We start from the raw sequence: 6,000 nt of genomic DNA on the forward strand, positions 1-6,000 counted from the left end.
TTTTAATTGTATGATTGTTCATTTTTGTCGTATAATTAGTGCATCAATTCGAGGAGGAATCATCCTGTGAAATCTATTTATTTAGCCAGCCCTTTTTTTGACGATGACCAAATTGATCGTGTCAAACGTGTAGAACAGGCTCTAGCGGATAATAAAACCGTTGGTGATGTGTTTAGTCCACGAAAGTCTCAATTCCCTGAATTAACGTTCGGCAGTCCAGAATGGCAGTCGACAGCATACAAGCACGATTTGGATCATTTAAACGAGGCTGATGTTGTTGTTGCTGTTAGTGACTTTACAGAAGATTCCGTTGACAGCGGGACAGCCTTTGAAATTGGTTATGCCGTGGCCAAAGGTAAGACGGTAGTGCTAGTTCATGAAAAAGCGGGCCTGGTTAATTTGATGTTAGCTCAAGGCGCAAAAACATATGTTGAGCATGCTGAAGAATTGTCAGCGCTTAACTTTGATCAATTGCCAGAGCAACGTTACGTTGGTGAAGTTCAGTAGAAGTGTCTGTCTAGGAAGCACTTGCTGTGGTAATGGCGATTATTTTTATTAAGGTGCAGCAAACAGTGAAAATAGGTCGACTTGTACAGATTTAGTCAGTGAACAAATTGTTGCATTTCATGTGCGATGAGAAGCGACCTATGTAAGAGGTCAGACAAAGAAGCTGAGATTTAACCACTCATTTGTGGTTAAACCTCAGCTTTTTACTGCCAAAATTTTCAAATCAATAAACTGAATCACGATAGAGGCCAACAACTTTACCTAAAATTGTGACATTGTTCAAAATAATAGGGGCCATGTTATCGTTCTCAGGTTGGAGTCGATAGTGATCAGACTCTTTAAAGAAACGTTTGCAGGTTGCTTCATTTTCATCGGTCATTGCAATAACAATATCCCCATTGTCGGCGTTTTGTTGACGTCGAACAATGACACGATCGCCGGTGAGAATCCCCATATTAATCATACTGTCCCCACGAATGGTAAGCATAAAAAGGTCGCCATCATATTCGGTTAGTTCTGGTGGAACCGGGAAATAGTCGGTAGCATCTTGGACTGCTAAGATTGGTTCACCAGCAGCAACGACACCTAAGACCGGAATTTCGTTTGGTGTCGTTGACACGCCAAGCGTTTGCAAACCAGCGTCCGTTAGTTCAATGGCCCGTGGTTTAGTAGGATCCTTAACTAGCAATCCCTTTTTTTGTAAACGATCAATATGTCCATGAACTGTAGAAGTAGAGGATAAATCAACTGCTTCGCCAATTTCACGAACGGTCGGCGGATAACCTTTTTCATTAACACGTTCATAGATAAAGCGGAGTACCGCAATTTGTTTGCTTTCGGAACTTCTTGACATGTTCGTCAACACCTCGTCTTATTTTTGCGTAGCCGCGAACAAATGTGAAAACGTGTTCGTGGTGGGTCCGGTTGGCGGAGCTACGCGATTTCGATAGTTAAAACTTAGCACATTTTTTGCTATCGGTCAAACAAATGTTCGCTTTACTGCAAATCTTTTCCACTTTTTGACTTCTTCTTGTATAATGGTCAGTCGAAGCCTTGGATAAATGATAAGGAGGGGCAGAATCAATGGAATCAGAAAAATTACGTGCCCGGATTAATGAACTTGCTCATAAACAAAAGACAACGGGACTGACCGATGAAGAGAAAGTTGAGCAAAAGAAACTTCGCGAGGCTTTTTTAGCCAACTTTAGGAAGGCATTCCGGTCACAAGTTGAAATGATGCAAGTATTCGACAAGGACGGTAAAGAAGTTACACCAGAAAAAGTGAAGGATGTCCAACGCAAAAAAGGTTTGCGAGACGATTAATTTGCTTTTTTGGCATTAAAGGGTTTTCAAGCGCGTTGATGTTGTGTAGTATTATTTAATGTAATTCATCTATGGAAGGAGGTTATTTCGATGTCAACAGGGTTGTGGATTTTAATCGTTATTTTAGCGGCAGTCGCCGGTGTTGTTGGTGGCTTCTTCTTTGCGCGCCGCTACATGCAAAACTACCTTAAGAATAATCCTCCGATTACTGAAGAAATGCTACGGACGATGATGCTGCAAATGGGGCAAAAGCCTTCTGAAAAGAAGTTGAAGCAAATGCTGTCAACCATGCAGAGTCAAGCACGAAAGAGCTAATTCTGATTAATGTAATTGATTAAACGGGCTGGATTACTCCTGCCCGTTTTTTATATTCTTTTTTAAATTGTGCGTTATTGGAAAGTTGGTGACCTTGGTGTCGATTTTTAGAAAACTTGCTTGGTACTTTAAGGCTGAGCGACGAACATATTTTTGGGGTGTGATTGGTTTATTGCTAACCGCCTTACTGGGCATCATTCCGCCAAGAATTATTGGTATGCTGGTTGATTTAATGGATAAGCGTACGCTGACTGCTGGAAAACTTGGTCTAGCACTTGGTGTCATGACTGTTACGGCCTTGCTCGCATACGCAGCCCGTTTTTTGTGGCGGACGGCTATTTGGGGAGGTGCAGCTAATCTCGAAAGAACACTACGAGAGCGGCTATATTGGCATTTTATGCAAATGGATACAGCTTTTTACCAACGGTATCGAACTGGCGATTTGATGGCCCATGCGACCAATGATTTATCGGCCGTTCAACGAGTTGCTGGTGGCGGGATCCTTCAGTTTGCCGATTCCATCATCACGGGTGGTACAACATTGGTTGCCATGATGATCATGGTTAACTGGCGGCTCACTATTTTAGCTGTCCTGCCATTGCCATTGATTGCAATTGTGGCTCGGTATGTAGGTACAAAAATTCACGTCGCCTTTGGTGAATCACAGGCCGCCTTTTCTCGTTTAAACAACAAGGCTCAAGAGAGTATTGAAGGCATTAAGGTGATTAAAACATTAGGTCAAGAAAAACAGGATGAAGCAGATTTTGAGGGACAGGTTCAGGACACCATCAAAATCAACCGATACACCAATTTCTTGGATGCGATGTTTGATCCGTTGATTACGGTGATTATTGGTTTGTCTTACGTGGCGACAATTGTCTTAGGCGGCCGATATGTAACCAGTGGGGTGATCTCACTTGGTCAATTGGTGACATTCATTGCCTACGTTGGTATGCTAGTTTGGCCAATGTTTGCGATTGGTCAATTATTCAACACTATGGAACGTGGGAACGCTTCCTATGATCGGGTTAACTTTTTATTGCACGAAAAGTCTAGCATCGTTGAAAAAACAGATGGGATTAAACAGCCAGCAACAGGTACCATTAATTTTGATGTCAAGGCGTTTAACTATCCTGATGAGAAGCAACCACGGTTGACAAATGTTGATTTTTCTTTGCCCACGGGTCACACATTGGGCATCGTTGGCCGTGTCGGAGCCGGCAAGTCGTCCATTATTAAGTTACTTCTGCGTCAGTTTGACGATTATCAAGGCACGATTAAAATGGGTGGTCATGATATTCGTGATTACACGCTGGACGCTTATATTCGTTCTATTGGTTACGTGCCACAGGATAGTTTTTTGTTTTCAGCCTCTGTGAAAGGAAACATTGCTTTTGCAAACCCTGATTTGAGTGATCAAGCCATTGAAGATGCTGCTTACACGGCTGCGTTTGATACCGAGGTCAGTAACATGCCGGACGGCTATCAAACGGAAGTTGGCGAAGAAGGGGTCTCACTGTCTGGTGGTCAAAAACAGCGGTTGGCTATTGCCAGAGCGTTAGTGATCGATCCTGAGATATTGATTTTAGATGATGCGTTGTCGGCGGTTGATGCCAAAACTGAGGCTCAAATTCTTGAACGTTTAGGCAGTAACCGAGCAGGTAAGACAACAATTATTGCCGCACATCGTTTAAGTTCAGTTGTTAATGCTGATGAAATTTTAGTGATGACGGATGGGCATATTAGCGAACGAGGCACCCATGCCGAACTGATGGCCCAAAATGGTTGGTACAAACGGATGTACGACCAGCAGCAATTGTCAGATTCGATTGGAGGTGGCAACGACTAATGGCACAAAATAATCATGAGTCGGTCTGGGCTCGAAGCATGTCAATGAAAGAACAGACAACTGTTATTAAGCGTTTATTACCTTATGCGGCACCCTATAAATGGGACTTCATCTGGGCAATTGTCTTTGCCTTTTTGGTTAGTTTAATTAATGTATTGTTGCCAAAGCTGATGTCGACGTATATGGATCAGTATTTAAGGGTGCATAATTCAGGATTGCGCGTTGTTCTTTTCTTCGCCGGATTTTATTTTCTTGGGACGATTATCAAAGCAATTTTCCAGTTTGGTCAGGAATTCTTGTATGCCATGGGTGGCGAACGGATGCTTGAAAATGTGCGTGTTAAGATGTTCCGTAAGCTCCACACACTCGGGATGCGTTACTTTGACCAAGTGCCGGCAGGATCAATATTATCGCGACTAACAAATGATACGATGTCATTTCAAACATTCTGGGCACTGTTTGCTGCCGCTATTGTGGCGTTATTCTCAGTGATTACGTCGTTTTACGCCATGTACCGAACAAACGTTAAAGTTTCGCTGGTTGTCCTGGCTTTCTTACCGATATTAATTTTTGCAATTTGGTATTATCAGCATTTTAGTAGTCGGGTCTACCGGTCCATGCGCGAACGATTGAGCGAACTGAACGCTAAACTAGCTGAGTCCATTAACGGAATTGCGGTGATTCAGGAATTTCGTCAAGAGCACCGAATGAACAGCGAATTTGAACAAACCAATCAAGCCTATTTTGATACAAGACGGGCAATGATTCGGACCAATTCACTGTTGCTTGGCCCAATTATTGATTTACTGTTTGCTCTGGGTGAAGTTGCCGTGCTATGGATGTTTGGTATCGATGCATTTCATCACTTTGTTCTTGCAGGTACGATTTATGCGTTTGTTCAATACCTTAGCAATTTTTACAATCCGATGGCGAACATGATGGATTCACTTTCCGACTTTCAAGACGGTATTGTTGCCGGTTCACGGGTTTTACGGGTGATGGATGATCAAACACTAGCGCCACAACAGCATCCGGTCGAGGGTGCTAAAATCACTCGAGGAAAAATCGAGTTTAAACACGTTAACTTTAGTTATGATGGTGAACATGACGTGTTACACGACGTTTCTTTCACCGTTGAGCCAGGGCAGACGGTTGCGTTGGTTGGTCACACGGGTTCCGGTAAATCTTCAACGATAAATGTTTTGATGCGGTTTTATGAATTTGGTTCGGGCCAAGTTTTAATTGATGATCGTGACATTCGCGATTACAGTATGACTGAATTGCGTCAACGATTTGGGCTCGTTCTTCAGGACTCGTTTATGTTTTACGGCGACATCGCATCAAACATCCGTATGTTTGATGACAATATCAGTGATCAACAAGTTGAAGATGCCGCACGTTTTGTGTCAGCAGATCGTTTTATTGACCAATTGCCTGACAAATATCATGCTCGTGTCATTGAACGTGGTGCCAGCTATTCCGGTGGTCAGCGACAATTGTTGTCGTTTGCACGCACGGTGGCACATAATCCCAAGGTGCTTATCTTGGATGAGGCAACGGCCGACATCGATACAGAAACTGAAGCACTCATTCAAGATGGTCTTCAAAAACTGCAAAGTGGGCGGACCACGATTGCAATTGCGCACCGGCTGTCAACGATTAGAAATGCTGATCAGATTTTGGTACTGGACCAAGGTCGAATTGTTGAGCGAGGCACGCATGATGATTTGTTGGCCAAGCGTGGGCGTTACTACGATATGTATCGGTTGCAAACAGCGGTTGACGCAGATCAACGTGAGGCACTCCTTAACAGTGAAGAAAATGATTCCAGTGCTGAGCCTCAGGCATGAGTGAAGGTATGACTGAGACCGCATGTTGGACATGATAAAAATAAAGGTGTACTGACGATGCACTGTGCCCTGTCAAGTTGACAGATGAAATAATATAAAGTTTTGGTATTCTCTAAGCGGCTTCATTCCAGTATTCATCTGGAGTGAGGCCGTTTC

The 6,000-nt window shown here is 43.2% G+C and carries 6 protein-coding genes; 5 read left to right on the top strand and 1 reads right to left on the bottom strand.

Features of this window, described 5'->3' with window-relative positions; genetic code table 11:
• Positions 1 to 66: 66 nt before the first annotated feature.
• The gene (locus GB993_RS03360; RefSeq protein ID WP_161003097.1) at positions 67 to 507 is read left to right on the top strand and encodes a nucleoside 2-deoxyribosyltransferase; all 441 of its coding nucleotides are present in this window, start codon (positions 67 to 69) and stop codon (positions 505 to 507) included.
• 223 nt (positions 508 to 730) lie between these two features.
• Here GB993_RS03360 and lexA read toward each other — a convergent pair whose 3' ends face one another.
• Positions 731 to 1,360, bottom strand: coding sequence for a transcriptional repressor LexA (gene lexA / locus GB993_RS03365; protein ID WP_017262000.1), 630 nt, complete (start codon positions 1,358 to 1,360; stop codon positions 731 to 733).
• Positions 1,361 to 1,590: 230 nt separating this feature from the next.
• Here lexA and GB993_RS03370 point away from each other — a divergent pair, with 230 nt between their 5' ends.
• The 4 genes from GB993_RS03370 to GB993_RS03385 all read left to right on the top strand — a co-directional run bounded on the left by GB993_RS03370 (position 1,591) and on the right by GB993_RS03385 (position 5,844).
• Positions 1,591 to 1,830, top strand: a complete 240-nt coding sequence (locus tag GB993_RS03370) for a DUF896 domain-containing protein (RefSeq protein WP_161001204.1) — start codon at positions 1,591 to 1,593, stop codon at positions 1,828 to 1,830.
• A 90-nt stretch (positions 1,831 to 1,920) separates the two neighbouring features.
• Positions 1,921 to 2,145, top strand: coding sequence for a YneF family protein (locus tag GB993_RS03375; protein ID WP_017261998.1), 225 nt, complete (start codon positions 1,921 to 1,923; stop codon positions 2,143 to 2,145).
• A 97-nt stretch (positions 2,146 to 2,242) separates the two neighbouring features.
• Complete coding sequence (locus GB993_RS03380; protein ID WP_161003098.1) at positions 2,243 to 3,994, top strand: ABC transporter transmembrane domain-containing protein; 1,752 nt, start codon at positions 2,243 to 2,245, stop codon at positions 3,992 to 3,994.
• Entirely contained in the window at positions 3,994 to 5,844 is a 1,851-nt protein-coding gene (locus GB993_RS03385) for an ABC transporter ATP-binding protein (RefSeq protein ID WP_161003099.1), read from the top strand. The genes GB993_RS03380 and GB993_RS03385 overlap by 1 nt, the downstream gene beginning before the upstream one ends.
• Positions 5,845 to 6,000: the final 156 nt, after the last annotated feature.

It is taken from the genome of Furfurilactobacillus milii, assembly GCF_009864005.1.
GTDB lineage: Bacteria > Bacillota > Bacilli > Lactobacillales > Lactobacillaceae > Furfurilactobacillus > Furfurilactobacillus rossiae_B.

What these genes read in the sequence shown, in the direction of transcription:
- lexA (WP_017262000.1), bottom strand. Translation starts at nt 1,360, where the DNA reads ATGTCAAGAAGTTCCGAAAGCAAACAAATTGCGGTACTCCGCTTTATC.
- GB993_RS03375 (WP_017261998.1), top strand. Translation starts at nt 1,921, where the DNA reads ATGTCAACAGGGTTGTGGATTTTAATCGTTATTTTAGCGGCAGTCGCC.
- GB993_RS03385 (WP_161003099.1), top strand. Translation starts at nt 3,994, where the DNA reads ATGGCACAAAATAATCATGAGTCGGTCTGGGCTCGAAGCATGTCAATG.
- GB993_RS03370 (WP_161001204.1), top strand. Translation starts at nt 1,591, where the DNA reads ATGGAATCAGAAAAATTACGTGCCCGGATTAATGAACTTGCTCATAAA.